The sequence below is a fragment of the Pseudomonas sp. NPDC089547 genome (assembly GCF_050280665.1).
Classification (GTDB): domain Bacteria; phylum Pseudomonadota; class Gammaproteobacteria; order Pseudomonadales; family Pseudomonadaceae; genus Aquipseudomonas.
The window spans coordinates 1-1067 of the sequence record NZ_JBNNVS010000116.1 but is presented as its reverse complement, the minus strand read 5'-3'; the positions used below and the strand labels follow the sequence as shown (position 1 = coordinate 1067).

Sequence of the window (1067 nt, the reverse complement as noted above, 5' to 3'; positions counted from 1 at the left end):
CCAGTATTCCTCTTTCCACTGGTTGCCGGGGATGTAGAACAGGCCGGTGTCCTGGCTGTAGGCCATGGGGTTCCAGTTCTTGCCGCCGAGGAACGGTGGCGAGACTTCAACCGGTTTGCCCTTGGTCTCACCCGGCAGCGGCTTGGCCGGGCGTTGGCCGGGGTTTTCGACCGGGCGGCCGGTCTTCAGGTCGATATGGCTGGCCCAGGTGATGTTGTCCACGAACGGGAAGGCGTTCTGCAGCTTGCCGTTGTTGCGGTCGACTACGTAGAAGAAGCCGTTGCGGTCGGCGTGCCCGGTGGCCTTGACCACCTTGCCGTCTTTGTCTTTGTAGTCGAACAGTACCAGCTCGTTGTTGCCAGAGAAGTCCCAGGCGTCGTTTGGCGTGTGCTGGTAGAACCACTTGACCTCGCCGGTGCTGGGGTCGACACCGACCTGGCCCGAGGTGTAGAGGCTGTCGTAGTCGTGGGGGTTGCCATCTTTGGAGGTGCGCGCCCAGGTGTTCCAGGGGCCGGGGTTGCCGGCGCCGACGATGATGGTGTTGGTCTCGGCGTCGAAGCTGGCGCTCTGCCAAGGGGCGCCACCACCGTGGCTCCAGGCTTCGACCTTGCCGGTTTCGGTGGTGGGATCGTCGGGCCACGACGGCGCTTTCACATCACCGGTCGGGGTGCTGTCCTTGCCGTTCAGGCGGCCCATGTGGCCCTCGACGAAGGGCCGCATCCACACCTCTTCGCCGGTGTCCGGGTCGCGGGCGAACAGCTGGCCGACCACGCCGAACTCATCGCCGGAACTGCCATGAATGAGCAGCACCTTGCCGCTGGTCTTGTCCTTGACCAGCACCGGGGCGCCGGTCATGGTGTAGCCGGCGCTGTGGTCACCGAACTTCTTGTTCCACACCACCTTGCCGGTGTGCTTGTCCAGGGCAATGAGCCGCGCGTCGAGGGTACCGAAGTAGATCTTGTCGCCGTAGATCGCCGCGCCGCAAGCCCAAGCACCTGCTGCCGCCAGCACCACCGCTGCTGCGCCAGGGGCTGTGGATGAAGCCGCCGGCAAAGCCGTGGTCAAGC

Annotated in this window: 1 pseudogene; it reads right to left on the bottom strand. The window is 64.9% G+C overall.

Annotated elements, in window-relative coordinates:
• Positions 1-1067: pseudogene (exaA, locus tag ACQKPZ_RS28215) on the bottom strand (quinoprotein ethanol dehydrogenase); the annotation flags it as partial.